The 14,613-nt window shown below is 75.7% G+C and carries 11 protein-coding genes; 5 read left to right on the forward strand and 6 right to left on the reverse strand.

All coding sequences use genetic code 11. The annotated features are described in order from the left end of the window. Positions 1 to 372: 372 nt before the first annotated feature. Both KGD84_RS19750 and KGD84_RS19755 read left to right on the forward strand, forming a co-directional pair. On the forward strand, positions 373 to 1,170 hold the full coding sequence (locus KGD84_RS19750; RefSeq protein WP_220561887.1) for a siderophore-interacting protein: 798 nt from the start codon (positions 373 to 375) through the stop codon (positions 1,168 to 1,170). 146 nt (positions 1,171 to 1,316) lie between these two features. Next, entirely contained in the window at positions 1,317 to 2,924 is a 1,608-nt protein-coding gene (locus KGD84_RS19755) for a glycoside hydrolase family 10-like protein (RefSeq protein ID WP_220561888.1), read from the forward strand. 79 nt (positions 2,925 to 3,003) lie between these two features. Here KGD84_RS19755 and KGD84_RS19760 read toward each other — a convergent pair whose 3' ends face one another. The 3 genes from KGD84_RS19760 to KGD84_RS19770 all read right to left on the reverse strand — a co-directional run bounded on the left by KGD84_RS19760 (position 3,004) and on the right by KGD84_RS19770 (position 5,907). Further along, positions 3,004 to 3,762, reverse strand: a complete 759-nt coding sequence (locus KGD84_RS19760) for a thioesterase II family protein (RefSeq protein WP_220561889.1) — start codon at positions 3,760 to 3,762, stop codon at positions 3,004 to 3,006. 208 nt (positions 3,763 to 3,970) lie between these two features. Beyond that, positions 3,971 to 4,624: a response regulator transcription factor gene (locus tag KGD84_RS19765; RefSeq protein WP_220561890.1), complete on the reverse strand. Its 654-nt coding sequence runs from the start codon at positions 4,622 to 4,624 to the stop codon at positions 3,971 to 3,973. Further along, positions 4,609 to 5,907 carry a sensor histidine kinase gene (locus tag KGD84_RS19770; protein ID WP_220561891.1) on the reverse strand — a complete coding sequence of 433 codons (1,299 nt, stop codon included), beginning with the start codon at positions 5,905 to 5,907 and terminating at the stop codon, positions 4,609 to 4,611. The genes KGD84_RS19765 and KGD84_RS19770 overlap by 16 nt, the downstream gene beginning before the upstream one ends. A gap of 431 nt (positions 5,908 to 6,338) precedes the next feature. On the opposite strand from KGD84_RS19770, the gene KGD84_RS19775 reads away from it, so the two are divergent. Beyond that, entirely contained in the window at positions 6,339 to 7,502 is a 1,164-nt protein-coding gene (locus KGD84_RS19775) for an acyltransferase family protein (protein WP_220561892.1), read from the forward strand. Positions 7,503 to 7,589: 87 nt separating this feature from the next. Here the strand turns inward: KGD84_RS19775 and KGD84_RS19780 are convergent, their stop codons facing one another. Both KGD84_RS19780 and KGD84_RS19785 read right to left on the reverse strand, forming a co-directional pair. After that, positions 7,590 to 9,356: an ABC transporter ATP-binding protein gene (locus tag KGD84_RS19780; protein WP_255646678.1), complete on the reverse strand. Its 1,767-nt coding sequence runs from the start codon at positions 9,354 to 9,356 to the stop codon at positions 7,590 to 7,592. 229 nt (positions 9,357 to 9,585) lie between these two features. After that, the gene (locus KGD84_RS19785; protein WP_255646679.1) at positions 9,586 to 11,334 is read right to left on the reverse strand and encodes an ABC transporter ATP-binding protein; all 1,749 of its coding nucleotides are present in this window, start codon (positions 11,332 to 11,334) and stop codon (positions 9,586 to 9,588) included. Positions 11,335 to 11,707: 373 nt separating this feature from the next. On the opposite strand from KGD84_RS19785, the gene KGD84_RS19790 reads away from it, so the two are divergent. Together KGD84_RS19790 and KGD84_RS19795 are read left to right on the forward strand one after the other, a co-directional pair. After that, positions 11,708 to 12,712, forward strand: a complete 1,005-nt coding sequence (locus tag KGD84_RS19790; protein WP_220561893.1) for an ABC transporter substrate-binding protein — start codon at positions 11,708 to 11,710, stop codon at positions 12,710 to 12,712. Between the two features lie 133 nt (positions 12,713 to 12,845). Then, the gene (locus tag KGD84_RS19795) at positions 12,846 to 13,637 is read left to right on the forward strand and encodes a DUF4097 family beta strand repeat-containing protein (protein ID WP_220561894.1); all 792 of its coding nucleotides are present in this window, start codon (positions 12,846 to 12,848) and stop codon (positions 13,635 to 13,637) included. A 255-nt stretch (positions 13,638 to 13,892) separates the two neighbouring features. Here KGD84_RS19795 and KGD84_RS19800 read toward each other — a convergent pair whose 3' ends face one another. Continuing rightward, positions 13,893 to 14,612 (reverse strand): TetR/AcrR family transcriptional regulator, encoded by a 720-nt coding sequence (locus KGD84_RS19800; RefSeq protein ID WP_220561895.1) that lies wholly within the window; start codon positions 14,610 to 14,612, stop codon positions 13,893 to 13,895. Between the last annotated feature and the right edge of the window lies 1 nt (position 14,613).

Consider the following 14,613-nt stretch of genomic DNA (forward strand, 5'->3'; position numbering starts at 1 on the left):
CACGAGGTGCGGCCTCACCCGCCGGCCCGTGTCATCGCCCCTTCGCTCATCGGGGCCTCAGGAGTGATCCCGCCCGGGCGACGACCTCCCGGCGGCCGCCGTCGGGGCCCACCCGCCAGGCGGTGAACCCGCCGCACACGATGCACCCCGGTGCGCAACCACGGCTCGGAGTGGCTGACGCCGTACGTCCAGGGGCGTACATATCCGGACATGGCCAGGGGCAGGTCGGAACCGTCGGGGACATGGGGCCTCCAAGGTCGGGAAGGCGATTCCAGAGGGGCCGGTCGGCGGGCCCGGGTCGACGGGGGCGGGTTGGTAAGGCTAACCTCAGGGACGTTCGTGCTCGTTCGTCCGATCCGAGAAGAGTGCCCCGTGCGTGTCGAGAACCCCGCCCACCGCGCGATCATGCGCGCCCGCGTCGTGCGCACCGAGCGGGTCACCAAGCACTTCATCAACATCACCCTGGGCGGGGAGGAGCTCGCGGACTTCGAGTTCCTGGGCCGCGACCAGTTCGTGCGCCTGTTCCTGACCCGCCCCGGCCAGGACCGCCTGCACCTGCCCACCGCCACCGACCGCCGCTGGGTGTCGCAGCTGTACGACATGCCCAAGGAGCGCCAGCCCTACGTGCGCAACTACTCGGTGCGCCGGTTCGACGCCCCGGCCCGGGAGATGGACATCGAGTTCGTCGACCACGGCGAGGGCGGCCCGGCCTCGGCGTGGGCGCGGGCGGCGCGGCCCGGAGACGAGATCGGCCTGCTCACCGACGGCGTCTACTACCTGCCCTCCCCCGGCGCCGGGTTCCAGCTGCTGGTGGGCGACGAGAGCGCGCTCCCGGCGCTCGTGTCGACCCTGGAGCAGGCGCCCGAGACCCTCAGGGCCCGCGTGTACCTGGAGGTGCCCTCGGCCGACGACGTCCGCCCGCTGCGGTCGCTGCCGGGGGTCGAGGTGCACTGGCTGCCCCGCGCCGACCCGCACGCGGTGCCCGGCCGCCTGGCCCTGGAGGCGGTGCGCGCCGCCGAGCTGCCGCAGGAGCGCCTGTACTGCTTCGTCGCCGGGGAGAACGCGCTGCCCACCGAGCTGCGCCGCCACCTGGTGCGCGAGCGGGGCGTGGCCAAGGACGACATCACCTTCATCGGCTACTGGAAGCACGGCCAGGCGGTGACCGACTGACCGGACGCACAGAGCCGCACTGGTTTACCCGGCGAAGGTAAAATTATTCTCTTCGAGGCTCCTGTGTGTCTGAAATGTTATGTAATGACCTACTCTGATGCCTGGTGCGCCGCACGGCGCCCCGAGCCAGGCCCCGAGGAGGTCACGTGGCATCCGGCCGACACAGCACCCGCACCGCTCCCCGCCCCTACAGGAAGTGGGCGGCCTTCGGCGCCGCCGCGGCGGTGATCGCCGCCGGCTACGCGGTCGCGGGCGCCGCCGACGCCCCCGCGCCCGGCCCCGGCGCCTCCCTGTGCCGGGCCGCGGACGACAAGCGCGAGATGCGCGGCGCCTGGCTGACCACCGTCGGCAACATCGACTGGCCCTCCGAGCCCGGCCTGTCCGCCGAGGAGCAGCAGGCGGAGCTGGACGCGCGCCTGGACGAGGCCGCCGAGCTGGGCCTGAACACCGTGTTCCTGCACGTGCGCCCCACCACCGACGCCGTCTACGAGTCCGACCTGGAGCCCTGGTCGCGCTACCTCACCGGCGAGCAGGGCGGCGACCCCGGCTACGACCCGCTGGAGTACGCCGTCGCCGGGGCCCACGAACGCGGCCTGGAGCTGCACGCCTGGTTCAACCCCTACCGCGTCGGCATCTCCTCCGACCTGGAGACCCTCGCCGACGACCACCCCGTCAAGGAGCACCCCGACTGGATGGTCCGCTACGGCGGCGAGGGGTTCCTCGACCCCGGCAACCCCGAGGTGCGGGCCTGGGTCACCGACGTGATCATGGACGTGGTCGAGCGCTACGACATCGACGGCGTCCACTTCGACGACTTCTTCTACCCCTACCCCAAGGACGGCGAGGAGTTCGACGACGACGCCTCCTGGGAGGCGCACGGCGGGGACTTCGACGACCGCGACGACTGGCGCCGCGACAACGTCAACCGGTTCGTCGCCGGGATCCACGAGCGCATCGAGGAGGAGAAGCCCTGGGTCCGGTTCGGTATCTCCCCGTTCGGGATCTGGCGCAACGCGGGCAGCGACCCCGCCGGGTCGGACACCGACGGCCTGGAGTCCTACGCCGCCCAGCACGCCGACACCCGCACCTGGATCCAGGACGGCACCATCGACTACGTGGTCCCGCAGCTGTACTGGGAGCGCGGGTTCGCCGCGGCCGACTACGAGGTCCTCACCGACTGGTGGGCCGACCAGGTGGAGGGCACCGGCGTGGACCTGTACATCGGCCAGGCCGCCTACCGGGCGGGCGAGCCCGGCTGGCGCGGCGAGAGCGCCCTGTCCGACCAGCTCGACTACTCCGACAGCGTCGAGCAGGTGGGCGGCGACGTGTACTTCTCCTTCACGTCGCTCACCGAGGAGGCCGCGGAGGCGTTCGGCCACCTGCGCGAGGAGTACTACTCCGACCCGGCGCTGCCGCCCGTGGCGGACGTGGCCCCCGACACCGACCCCGAGGTCGGGGAGGTGCGCGGCCTGAGCGCCGAGACCGGCGAGGACGGCACCGAGCTGTCCTGGAAGGAGCTGGACGGGGCCCGCTCCTACGCGGTCTACCGCGTCGGCGCCGACCAGGCCGAGGCCGTGGCCTCCGGGGACATCGAGGACGTGTGCGAGGCGCTGACCGCCGACGCCCTGCTCGGGGTCACCGGCACCACCTCCTGGACCGACCGCTCCGACGGGGAGGGCGCCTACGTCGTGACCGCCCTGGACCGGTACCGGATCGAGGGACCCGCGGCGGACCCGGTGGACCCGCGCCTGTGACGGCTCCCCGCCCGTGACCGGGGGCGCGGCCGCGGCGGGAGGGCCGTCCCCTCGGGGGACCTCCCGCCGGCCGCCCCGGTCAGACCGCGCCGGCGAGGTCGCGGACGAGGACGCGCAGCACCTCGGCCCGGTGCCGGACGGGGAAGAAGTGGCCGCCGGGCAGCACCTCCAGGACGTGCCCGCGCGTGGTGAGATCGCCCCAGCGGTCCACCTCGGCGGGTGGGACCGAGGGGTCGTCGGCCCCGGCCAGCGCCGTAATGGGCACGTCCAGGGGTTCGGGGGCGGCGGGCCGGTAGGCGTCGACGAGCCGGTAGTCGCCGCGCACCGAGGGCAGCACCAGGGACCGCAGGTCGAGGTCGTCCAGCAGGCCGGGGGGCGTGCCGCCGAGCTTTTCGATGACGGCGACCAGGCCGTCGTCGTCCAGCAGGTGGACGCCGGAGGCGGGCCCCTCCCGGCCGGGGGCGCGCCGCGCCGACGCGAACAGGCGCACCGGCGGGCCCAGCGGACCGCCTGCCAGGCGGCGGGCCGCCTCGTAGGCGACCAGCGAGCCCATGCTGTGGCCGAGCAGCGCGTACGGGCCGGTCAGGTGGCCCTCCAGGGCCGCCGCGGCCCCCGCCGCCAGGTCCTCCAGCCGCGCGGCCAGGGGCTCGCCGAACCGGGTCTCCCGGCCGGGGTACTGCACGACGACCGACGCGAACCCCTCCGGCAGGCCTGTCGCCCACTCCCGGTAGAAGTTGGCCGTCCCGCCCGCGTGCGGGAAGAGCACCACCGTCAGCCGGGCCCCGGGCCTGGCATGGAAACGGCGCAGCCAGGGCGTCCCCGTGTCGGGAACGGTCATCGCGGCCCACCGACCTCTCGTCTCGGCGCGTTCGGGGCGGGTCCCCGGCGCGTCCGCCCAGCCTGCCACCGGCCGCCCGACCGCCCACCACCGCCCCCTCGGCCGTGCACGCGGACCGGGGTCCGGAGCACCCGCGTGCGGGGCGCCCCCGGCGGGGCCGCGGTCAGGGCCGGGAGTGCGGCGGGCCGTCCGCGGGCCGCGGCACGGGTCAGGTCCTGCCGGCCGCCCCGAGAAAGGTGAGAACGGCGCGGACACGGCGGTTGCCGTCGGCGTCGGCCTCGATGCCGAGCTTCGCGAAGATCGCCGTGGTGTGCTTGCTGATCGCCCCCTCGCTGAGGAAGAGGCGCCGGGCGATGGCCTGGTTCGACAGCCCCTCGGCCATCAGCGCGATGACGTCGCGCTCGCGGGCGGTGAGGGCGTCCAGGGGCGACGCGGAGCCCGCGTTCATGATCTTCGCGACGACGGCGGGGTCGAGGGAGGTGCCGCCGCGGGCGACCCGTTCCACCGCCTCGATGAACTGGTCGGCGTCGAACACCCGGTCCTTCAGGAGGTATCCCACGCCGCCGCCTCCCGCGGCGAGCAGCTCGCGCGCGTAGAGCTGTTCGATGTGCTGGGACAGGATGAGCACCGGCAGGCCCGGCTGTCCGCGGCGCGCCTCCAGCGCGACCTGGAGGCCCTCGTCGGAGAAGGTGGGCGGCAGCCTGACGTCGACGACGGCCACGTCTGGCCGGTGCTCGGCGAGCAGCCGCAGAGCGGTCGGCCCGTCACCCGCGGAGGCCACGACCTTGTGTCCGTAAGCCTCCAACAGCCGAACCAGGCCGTCCCGCAGGAGGTAGAGGTCTTCTACTACGACGATGCGCACGGCACCTCCACGGTGATACGGGTGGGTCCGCCGGGCGGGCTGTCGATCCGGAGGACACCGTCGAATGCGTTGAGGCGGGTCCTGAGCCCCGCCAGCCCCGATCCGGCACCGGCGCGGGCCCCTCCGCGGCCGTCGTCGGCGACGGTGACGGCGACGCCCTGGCGGGTGCGGTCGATGGTGATGTCGATGGCCGACCCGTGCGAGTGCTTCACGGCGTTGGTCACGAGTTCGGCGGTGGCGAAGTACAGACCGGACTCGATCGGCGTCTCCAACCGGTGCTCCAGCGTGGAACGGACCTCGGTCCGCAGGGGCGCGTCCAGGGCGAGCGCGCGGATCGCGTCGACGAGCCCGCGTTCGGCGAGGACCGGCGGGACGATCCCCCGCGCGAGCTCCCGGAGCTCGCGCAGGGCGGCCAGCGAGTTCTCCCGGGTCTGCCTCAGCAGCTCCCTGACCTCGGTCTGGTCGTCGTCCAGCAGCCGCTCGGCCGCGCTGAGCGAGAGGCCGATGGAGACGAGCCGCGCCTGGGCCCCGTCGTGGAGGTCGCGCTCGATCCGGCGCAGCTCGGCCTCCTGCGCGTGGGTGAGGTCGGCCCGCCCCTGGACCAGCGCGGCGATCCTCGCGGCGAACCGCGCGGGGGCCGACGGGCCGAGGAGGCGCCGGGCCGAGGGGACGGCGACCCGCCATCCCACCGGGAGGAGGAGCACTCCGAGGAGCGCGACCGCCACGGCCACGGGTGTTCCGGCCCAGTCCGGCACCGGCGGGGGCGGCGACCACCGCCGCACCACCGCGGCGGCCCCCGCGGCCGTCAGCGCCAGCGGGGCCGCCGCTGCCGCCCCGGCGGTGAACGGGGCGGCCAGGAGCCACAGCATGTCGCGCCAGGCGGCGGGGTCGTACACCCGGGACAGGATCCACCGGTGGAACAGCGAGACCCAGCGGAACCTCTGGTAGTCGTACCCGTTCCACCAGTAGCGCGTCGCCATCCTGGTCACCGGGACCAGGGGCCGGTAGGAGTCGGGGATCGCCGTTCCGGTCCAGCGCAGGACCAGCGACCGCACGGCGCCGCAGACGGGGCGTGGGAACACCACGAGGCAGGGCACCGCCACGCCGAAGACGCACCAGAAGGTCCCGAACGCACTGCCCGTCAGCCGGAGGAAGAAGAACGCGGCGGCCACCCATATCCCGGGGACGAACGCGGTGAGCACGAGGAGAACGGAGGAGCGCACCGCCCCCTGGGCGAAAGGGCGCGCGACGGCGAGGAGGGGTCCGCCGGGGGGCCGGTCCATGCTCTTCTCCGGTTCTCCGGCCGGGGGGCGCGGGTCCCGCCGCGGCCGTGGACGGGGGCGTTTCTCGGGACGGGCGGTCCCGGCCGACCGACGCCCGGTGCGGCGCGGCCCGGCCGCCCACCGCCATTCTCCCGGGCGGCCCCGCCGAGCGCATCCGTCCGGAGCAAGTGTGGGTCCAGACCCACCCCGGACCGGGGCCGGGACGGATTCCCGCGCGGACGGGTGGTCCCTAGCCTCGGTTCAGGGCCGCTGGAGACCCCGGGGCCCGGCTCTTCCGCCCCTGCTCCTCCGCCCCCGGTGCCGACGCGTACGGCGGTGCCCCTTCGCGACGCCGCGCAACGGCGCCGGACCGCCCCGCGTGGCCACCCCCCGGCGTGCCCGCGGACCCGGGCGGCCCCTCCCGCGCCACGACCCCCGAGGAGAAACGAACCATGTCCCTGCCCACCGGTGCCCCGGCCGTGCGGTCCGCGGGCGTCCCGCGGCTGCTCTACCTTGACAACCTGCGCACCGCCCTGACGGTGCTGGTGGTGCTGCACCATGCCGCCATCGCCTACAGCAACGTGCCGCGCTGGTACTACCTGGAGCCGGCCGCCGACCCCTCCGGGATGTTCTTGGACCTGATGCTGGTGTTCGACCAGGCGTTCTTCATGGGTGCGTTCTTCCTCATCGCGGGCCTGTTCCTCCCGGGCTCCCACGACCGCAGGGGCGGCCGGGGCCTCCTCGGGGAACGCCTGCTGCGTCTGGGGATCCCGCTGCTGGCCTGGCTGCTGTTGCTGCGCCCTCTGGTGACGGTGGGCGAGTACACGGCGGAGAGGGACGCGGCCCTCGCAGAAGGGAGCGCGCTGCCCTACTGGGAGTACTACCTGACCTCGCTCACCCCGGGGCCGATGTGGTTCGTGGAGGTGCTGTTCGTGTTCAGCGCGCTCTACGTCCTGTGGCGGTACCTGACGCGCGGAGGCCGGGGCGCGGACCGGCCGTCGCCGGAACCGGGGCGGGCGCCCGGCCCGGTCGCGGTCGCGGGCTTCGTCCTTGGGCTGGGCCTCGCCGGTTACGGGTGGCGGATCTGGCTGCCGATGGACGCCGGGTTCCTGGGCCTGCCCACCCCCGCCTACCTGCCGCAGTACGCGGCGCTGTTCACCGTGGGGGTGCTCGCGGCCCGGCGCGGCCTGCCGGCGGGCCTGTCCGGGAAAGCCGGACGGGCGGGGTTCGCCGCGGCGGGCGCGGCCGCGGCGGCGATCCTCGTCCTCATCGTCGGCTCCTCCGGGGGAACGGAGTTCCTGGGCGGCGGGACCTGGCAGTCCCTGGTGATGGCGGTCTCCGAGTCGGTACTGGCCGTCGGGCTCATCACGGGCCTGCTGGTGCTGTTCCGGGACCGCCTGGACCGCCAGGGGGCCTTCGGGCGGTTCCTGTCGGAGCACGCCTTCACCGTGTACGTGGTCCACCCGGTCGTGCTGGTGGCCCTGGGATACGCGTTCAGCGTGGTGCAGGCGCCGGCCGTGGCGAAGTTCGCGCTGGTGGCGGCCCTGGGGCTGCCGCTCTGCTGGATGCTGGCCTTTCCCGTCCGTGCGCTGCCGGGGGCCCGGAAGGTGCTCTGAGCCCGCCGCCCGGCCCCGGCGGGCCCGGACTCCGCCGGAACCCGCGCCCCGCACGGCCGGCCGGCGCGGTGCCCGCCGGGCCGGGGCTCAGGCGGTGCCCTGCCAGCTGCGCCACAGGTCGGCGTAGCGGCCGCCGGCCGCCACCAGGTCGGCGTGCGGCCCCTGCTCGACGACGCGGCCGCGGTCCATCACCACCACCCGGTCGGCGGCCTGCGCCTGGGTCAGCCGGTGCGCCACCACCAGTGTGGTGCGGCCCTCGGTGGCCGCCAGGGAGGCCCGCTCCAGGCGGCGCGCACCCGCGCTGCCCGCTTCAGCGGTGGCCTCGTCCAGCACCGCGACCGGCGGGTCGGCCAGCACCATCCGGGCCAGCGCCAGGTGCTGGGCCTGTTCGGCGGTGAGCGGGTGGCCGCCCTCGCCGACCACGGTGTCCAGCCCCTCGGGCAGCGCCCGCACCCAGCCGAGCGCGTCCACCCGCTCCAGCGCGGCCTCCGCCTCGGCGGCGTCCGCCCCGGGGCGGGCCAGCCGCAGGTCCTCCAGCAGGGTCCCGGCGAACACGTGGGTCTCCTGGCTGACCAGGTACACGTGCCCGCGCAGCAGGCGCTCGCCCAGGTCGGCCAGAGGCACCCCGCCCAGGTACACCTCGCCCGTGTCGGGGACGCGCAGGCCCGTGATCACCGCCGCCAGCGTGCTCTTGCCCGCGCCGCTGGCGCCCACCAGCGCCACCCGTTCCCCGGGGGCGATCTCCAGCGAGACCCCGTCCAGGGCGGGCGGGGTGTCGGGGCCGTACCGGTGCGCGACCTCCTTGACCCGCACCGACGCGTCCTGCGGCTCGCGCGGCCGTTCCGGCTCGGGGGCCTCGGGCAGGTCCACCACCCCGGCGAGCCGGGCCAGGCTCGCCCCGGCCGACTGCACCTCGTTGAAGTTCATGACCAGGAACATCATCGGGCCGAACAGCCGGTGGAAGTACAGCGCCGCGGCGGTGACCGCGCCCACCGTCACGAGTTCGCCGCGCACCAGCCAGAACCCGGCGACCAGCACCGCCGTCAGCCCCACGCACTCCGCGCCGTTGAGCCGCGACCCGAACCGGGTGAGCAGCCGGAACACCGACAGCGTGATGTCCATGGCCGCCAGGGACCGGTCGGAGACCCGCCCCTCGTGCTCCTCCTCGCGCCGGTAGGCGCGCACCGCCGACCGCCCGCGCAGCGCGCCCATCATGGCGTGCGACCGCTCGCCCATCGCGATCCGCTCGCGGGCGTAGTAGGGGCCCGAGAGCGGCAGGTACCAGCGGGCCGCCCACACGTAGACCGGCAGGGCGCACAGCCCGGCCAGGCCCAGCCGCCAGTCCAGGGCGGTCATCCCGGCCGCCGTCGACAGCACCATGGCCAGCGCGATCACCACGTCGGGGCCGTTGCGGGCGATGCCGGTGGTGACCACTGCGACGTCGTCGCCCACCCGGGACAGCAGGTCGCCGATGCGCACCCGCTCCACCTGAGCGGCGGGCATGTGCAGGACCCGGTCCATGACCCGCTCGCGCAGCCGCGCCAGGATCCGCTCCCCGGCCCGTGTCACCAGCCAGGCGCCCGCCCCGGTGAGCAGGCCCCCGAGCAGTGCCGCCGCGGCGATGATCCCGGCCGCGCGCAGCACCGCGTCCAGTCCGGCGCCGCCGGAGATGTCGTCGACCATGGTGCCCAGCGTCCAGGGGGCGACCAGGCCGACCGCGCTGCCCGACAGCACCACGACCAGGGACAGGGGCGTGCCCCAGCCGCTGCGCCGCACCCCGTCGCCGAGCACCGCCCAGGTGCGCCGGGCCGACGCGGTGGGCAGCAGGTCCGCGTGTTCGTCGATCGCGCTCACGCGGTCACCGTCCTTTCCGTGCCCGGCGCGCCCGCGCCCGGGGAACCTGCCTCTGTGCCCGGCGCCCCGCCCCGGGCGGGTCCGCCGTCCGCCGCCGTGCCCGGGAGGGCGGGACCGCGGGGTGGTGCCGCCACGCGGCGGGGCACGCCGCGGCCGGGCCGTGCCGCCGGACCGCGGTGGCGCGTCGCCGCGCGGGGGAAACTCCCGGCTGAGCGGGAGGGAAGGGGAGTCACCGCAGGACCGCCTCGGCGTAGGCGGGGTCCCGGCCGACCAGCTCGGCGTGGGTGCCCACGGTCCGGACGCGCCCCTCCTCCAGGACGACCACCCGGTCGGTGCGGGAGAGCAGCGCCGGGCTGGCGGCCACCACGAGGGTGGCCCCCGCCGGGGCGCGGTCGGCGCGGGCCCGGGTCAGTCCGCGGGCGATCGCCTCCTCGGTGACCGCGTCCACGGCGGTGGTGGGGTCGTGCAGGACCAGCACCGGCGGGTCCGCGGCCAGGGCGCGCGCCAGGGCGGCGCGCTGGCGCTGCCCGCCGGACAGGTTCGCGGCCCGGTCGGCGATGGGCCGGTCCAGGCCCTGGGCGTGCCCGGTGACCAGGTCCTCGGCCCCGGCGGCGCGCAACGCCTCGCGCAGGTGCGCCTCGTCGCGGTCGCCGCCGGTGGCCAGGTTGGTGCGCAGCGTGCCCTCGAACAGGGTCGCCCCGTGCTCCTCCACCAGGACGGCGGCGCGCAGCGCGGCCAGGTCGAGCTCGTGCACGGGCACTCCGCCCACCGCGGCCCGGCCCTCCTCGACGTCCTCGGGGACGGCCCGGCCCGACAGCAGCTCCAGCAGCGCCTCGGCGTCGCGCGGGTCGGTGGCCAGCACGCCCACGGTCTCGCCCGGGGCCAGCCGCAGGTCGACCCCGCGCAGGGTGCGGTAGGCGACCCCGTCCAGTTCCACCACGGGCTCGGCCGGGACCGGCCGCTCGCCGGGGGTGACGGCGGCGGGGGCGGTCAGCAGCCGCACCAGGCGGCGGGCCGAGGCGCGGGAGGTGGCGAAGAGCTGGCCGACCATGCCCAGGCCCTGGACGGGTTCGGCCAGGAACTGGGCCAGGCCCACCACGGTGATGAGCTCGCCGATGGTCAGCCGCCCCTCCAGCGCCATCCAGCCGGCGACCGCGGCCACGCACGCCAGGAACAGCACGCCCGCGGCCGACACCATGCCGCGGTACACGCCGTTGCTGGCCGCGGCCGACACCGAGGCGGTGAGGGCGACGCCGCTGGCCCGGCGGTAGCGGTCAGCGGCGGCGCGGCGGGCGCCCATGCCCATGAGCACGCGCAGGCCGCCGACCAGGTCGGTGGCCAGGGCGGTGGCCCCGGCGGCGGTGGCCTGCTTGGCCTCGCTGCGCCGGGTGATGCGGGCGGCGGGGAAGCGCAGCAGCAGCATCATCAGCGGCACCCCGACCAGGACGCCGATCCCCAGGGGGACGTCGATGGCCAGCAGGGCGACGGTGGTGACGGTGATCGCGCTGCCCATGGCGATGAGCCCGATCCAGGCGCGCACGTACTGGGACGCCTGCTCGGCGTCGGAGGTGGCCACGGACAGCAGTTCCCCGGCGCGCAGTCCGCTGCGCTCCCCGCGCGGGTCCAGGGCCCGGCGGGCGGCCTCCACCCGCAGCAGGTGGGCCTCGTTCTCGGCGGCCCGCATGGAGAACCGGGCGCCGATGCGGTAGGCGAGGGCCAGCACCGTGAACAGGGCGGCCATGCCCAGGACGCACAGGGCCAGGGCGCCGACGTCGCCGGTGAAGACGGCCCGGTCGATGGTGACGCCGATGGCCACGGGGACCAGGGCCTCGGCGAGCTGGTGCAGGGAGTGCAGGGCGGTGGCGCAGGCGGCGTCGCGGCGGTTGCGGCGCAGGGTGCGCCGGCCCAGGGCGCGGACGTCGGCGGGGACGCCGTCGGGGGTGCGCGCGTCGGCGGGGGCGTCGGCGGTTGCGCTCACGCGGCCGTCCCGTCCGGGCCGGGGCGTACGCCCGCCCTTGAACATGTGGTCATCCGATCGTCCCATTCCCTGTCGTCGTGCCGCGAACAGGCTAGCCAGGCCCGGACACCGCCGCGAACGCGCCCCCGCGGGGCACGGGAGGGCCCCGTGGGTCCGGCCCGCAGCGGCCCCCGTCGACCATGACCCACGTCACACGCGCGCCGGCGCGCGGGGCACCGGCCGTGCCGGAACCGCCCGCGGGCGGGGCTCACCGCATCGCCGACCCCGCGGCGCGCCGTTCATCCCGGTTTGCACCCACCCCGGAGTCCATCACTATGATTCACCTTAGGCAAGCCTAAGCTGACCGTGACCTTCCCGAGAATGATGAGGCTCCATGAACCGTGGCCCGCTGACCCGCGGCGGCGCGATCGCCGCCGGCGCGCTCTCCGTCCTGATGCTCGCCGCCTGCGGCGGCGGGGCGGCCGAGGAGCCCGACTCCCCCTCCGGCGGGGCCGCCGAGGGCTACCCCGTCACCGTCCCGACCCTCTTCGGGGACGTCACCGTCGAGGACCGCCCCGAGAACGTGGTGGCCATGGGCTGGTCCGACGCCGAGACCGCGCTCGCCCTGGGCGTGCAGCCGGTCGGCGTCGCCGACTGGCAGGCCTACGGCTCCCCCGGCGTCGGCCCCTGGGCCGCCGACCTGTTCGACTCCGAGCCCGCCCAGCTGGCCACCCTGGAGCCGAACCTGGAGGAGATCGCGGCCCTGGAGCCCGACGTCATCCTCGACACCCGCTCCGACAACAGCCGGGAGCGCTACGACCTGCTCTCCCCGGTCGCCCCGGTGATCGGCCCGCCGCCCGGCGTGGAGGTCACCTACGGCACCACCTGGCAGGAGCAGACCCGCCAGGTCGCGCTGGCCCTGAACGAGGAGGAGCGCGGCGAGGAGCTGGTCTCCGAACTGGAGGGGGAGTTCGAGGCCCTGCGCGAGGAGAACCCGGACTTCGCCGACGTCACCATCGCCGTGGGCGCCTACTTCGACGGCCAGTACGGCGCCTACGTGCCCGGCGACAGCCGCGTCGACGTGCTCCAGGACCTGGGCTTCGAGTACAAGTCCGAGATCACCGACATGGCCGACGGCGCGTTCTACGTCGACCTCAGCCCGGAGCTGGTGGAGGTCCTGGACGCCGACCTGACCATCGTCTTCCCGATCGGCGACGTCGCCGAGACGCTGAAGGAGGACCCGGTCCTGCAGGGCATCGGCTCCGCGCAGGACGAACGCCTCATCATCCTGGACGACCCGGAGCTGGCCAACGCCTTCTCCAGCGGCTCCACCCTGGGCGTCTCCTACGCCCTGGAGGGCATCGTCCCCCTCATCCACGAGGCGCTCGGCCGGGAGTGACGTCCTCCGCGAGCGCGCGGGGGCCCCGGGGCGTCCGCCCCGGGGCCCCCGGCGTTCCGGCCGGGTCCGCGCTTGACCCGACACGTGCCCGCACGTGGGGGTCCGCTGCCGGCGGGCGCACTAACGTCGCGGCATGAGCAACGCCCGCGTCCCGTCCCGCCGCGCCCGGAGGGTCCGCGCGGCCCTGCGCCGCCCCGCCGCGGCGACCGCGGTAGGCATCCTGATACTCCTGGCCGCCACGGCCTGCGCCCCGGACCGGGCCCCCGAACCGGAGCAGGCGGGCTTCGCCCCCTCCTCCGACCTGCTCACCATCGACGCCGACAACGGCGACCTGCGCGTCTCCCCCGGCGACGTCGACGAGGTCGAGGTGACCCGCTGGATCTCCTCCGGCTCCCTGCTGGGCTCCCCCGAGGCCGACTGGGGCCTCACCGGCGACACCCTCCGGCTGCGCGTGCGCTGCGGGGCCTTCACCGACTGCGAGGCCGAGTACGAGGTGATCGTCCCGGAGGGCACCACCCTCACCGTGGTGAGCGGCAGCGGCGACATCACGGCCTTCGGCTTCGTCCGACCCCTGACCGCGACCAGCGGCGACGGCCGCGTCTCGGTCTCCGACACCATCGGTCCCCTCACCATGGCCAGCGACGGCGGCGACCTCATCGGCCGGGGGCTCGCCTCGGACGAGGTGGAGGCCGTCACCGCCGACGGCGACGTCGACCTGGAGCTCACCGCCGTCCCCGACGCCGTGACGGTGCGCACCGGCGACGGCGACGCCGACATCACGCTGCCCGAGGCCGCCTACGCCGTGGACGCCTCCTCCGGCGAGGGCGAGGTGGTCACCGAGGTCGACACCGACCCCGGCAGCGCGCACCGCGTGGACGCCGCCGCGGGCGGCGACCGCGTCCGCCTGCTCACCGGCCCGGTCTGAACCTGCCGGAGCCGACGCGCGCCGTGGGCGGTGTGTGCTGTGGGCGGTGTGTGCCGTGGGCAGTGCGCGCCGTGGGTGGTGTGCGCTGTGGGCGGTGTGCGCTGTGGGCGGTGTGTGCCGCGACCGGCACCACCGTCGGCACGTGTCGCGACCGGTGCGTGCGGTGGGCGCCCCGCCCGGGGCCACCGCCGTCGGGGCATGCCCCGCCCCGCGATTCCTCGGTCGGTCCGTGCGGCCCGGGACCGCCGCCGCGGATCAGGCGGGCGGGGGCCGGTGGGACGCCAGCCGGACCAGCAGCTCGTCCACCAGGGCCGCCTCGCCCGGGGTCAGCAGCCCGCCGGCCCCGCCCCGGGACAGCAGCACCCGCAACGCGTTGGCGTGGGCGGACACCCCGGTGTCACCGGCGCCCTCCGTCCGCGCGGGGCCGGTGACCACGGCGGCCAGCACGGCCTCGCGCACCGCCTCCGACAGGCGCGGGTCGTCCGCGCCCCGCTCGATGAGGCGCAGCACCACACCCCTCCCGGCGGTGTGGATCATCTCCGCCGCGGTCTCGGCGTCGACCGCCAGCCGCCCGGCCTCGGCGACCCGGCCGACCAGCCCCCGCAGGATCTCCTGCGCCCGGGCCGCCGCCTCCCCTCCTCCGCCGCCGGAGGCGCCGGGAGCGTACATCAGCACGTAGTGGGCGGGGTTGTCCAGCCCGAAGCGGACGTGCAGGTCCCAGCCCGCCCGCAGGTCCTGGACCGGGTCCCCGGTGGCGACCTGGGCCTGCTTCCCGGCCAGGTAGCGGTCGAACCCGTCGGCGGCCACGGCGTCGAACAGCCCGGCCATGTCCCCGAACAGCCGGTAGAGGGTGGGCGGCTGCACCCCGGCGGCGGCGCTCACCGAGCGCGTCGTGACGGCCTCGCGCCCCTGGCGGGTGAGGATGTCCGCGGCGGCGTCGATCACGCGCCGCCGTGTGTCCTGCCTGTCTCCCATG

It is taken from the genome of Nocardiopsis changdeensis (genome assembly GCF_018316655.1).
Lineage (GTDB): Bacteria > Actinomycetota > Actinomycetes > Streptosporangiales > Streptosporangiaceae > Nocardiopsis > Nocardiopsis changdeensis.

Excerpts from the sequence above, each read along its gene's own strand:
- KGD84_RS19770 (WP_220561891.1), bottom strand. The coding sequence starts at position 5,907 with ATGGACCGGCCCCCCGGCGGACCCCTCCTCGCCGTCGCGCGCCCTTTC.
- KGD84_RS19800 (WP_220561895.1), bottom strand. The coding sequence starts at position 14,612 with ATGGGAGACAGGCAGGACACACGGCGGCGCGTGATCGACGCCGCCGCG.
- KGD84_RS19775 (WP_220561892.1), top strand. The coding sequence starts at position 6,339 with ATGTCCCTGCCCACCGGTGCCCCGGCCGTGCGGTCCGCGGGCGTCCCG.
- KGD84_RS19795 (WP_220561894.1), top strand. The coding sequence starts at position 12,846 with ATGAGCAACGCCCGCGTCCCGTCCCGCCGCGCCCGGAGGGTCCGCGCG.
- KGD84_RS19760 (WP_220561889.1), bottom strand. The coding sequence starts at position 3,762 with ATGACCGTTCCCGACACGGGGACGCCCTGGCTGCGCCGTTTCCATGCC.
- KGD84_RS19790 (WP_220561893.1), top strand. The coding sequence starts at position 11,708 with ATGAACCGTGGCCCGCTGACCCGCGGCGGCGCGATCGCCGCCGGCGCG.